Origin of the sequence: Raoultella sp. T31 (assembly GCF_002806725.1) — a bacterium.
Classification (GTDB): Bacteria; Pseudomonadota; Gammaproteobacteria; order Enterobacterales; family Enterobacteriaceae; genus Klebsiella; species Klebsiella electrica.
The window spans coordinates 1-974 of sequence record NZ_PIBO01000093.1; the positions used below are offsets into that span (position 1 = coordinate 1).

1 protein-coding gene is annotated in these 974 nt (G+C 54.4%); it reads left to right on the plus strand.

The features are described 5' to 3' along the window. A partial coding sequence (tuf, locus tag CWM52_RS25885) for an elongation factor Tu (RefSeq protein ID WP_100686661.1) occupies positions 1-974 on the plus strand: 974 nt, incomplete at both ends.

Here is a 974-nt window from a genome sequence, read left to right on the forward strand (position 1 = left end):
GCTGCAATCACTACCGTTCTGGCTAAAACCTACGGTGGTTCTGCTCGCGCATTCGACCAGATCGATAACGCGCCGGAAGAAAAAGCTCGTGGTATCACCATCAACACTTCCCACGTTGAATATGACACCCCGACTCGCCACTACGCACACGTAGACTGCCCGGGCCACGCCGACTATGTTAAAAACATGATCACCGGTGCTGCTCAGATGGATGGCGCGATCCTGGTTGTTGCTGCGACTGACGGCCCGATGCCGCAGACTCGTGAGCACATCCTGCTGGGTCGTCAGGTAGGCGTTCCGTACATCATCGTGTTCCTGAACAAATGCGACATGGTTGATGACGAAGAGCTGCTGGAACTGGTTGAAATGGAAGTTCGTGAGCTGCTGTCTCAGTACGACTTCCCGGGCGACGACACCCCGATCGTTCGCGGTTCCGCGCTGAAAGCGCTGGAAGGCGAAGCAGACTGGGAAGCGAAAATCATCGAACTGGCTGGCTACCTGGATTCTTACATCCCGGAACCAGAGCGTGCGATTGACAAGCCGTTCCTGCTGCCGATCGAAGACGTATTCTCCATCTCTGGTCGTGGTACCGTTGTTACCGGTCGTGTAGAGCGCGGTATCATCAAAGTGGGCGAAGAAGTTGAAATCGTTGGTATCAAAGACACTGCGAAGTCTACCTGTACTGGCGTTGAAATGTTCCGCAAACTGCTGGACGAAGGCCGTGCTGGTGAGAACGTTGGTGTTCTGCTGCGTGGTATCAAACGTGAAGAAATCGAACGTGGTCAGGTACTGGCTAAGCCGGGCTCAATCAAGCCGCACACCAAGTTCGAATCTGAAGTGTACATTCTGTCCAAAGACGAAGGCGGCCGTCATACTCCGTTCTTCAAAGGCTACCGTCCGCAGTTCTACTTCCGTACAACTGACGTGACTGGCACCATCGAACTGCCGGAAGGCGTAGAGATGGTAATGCCGGG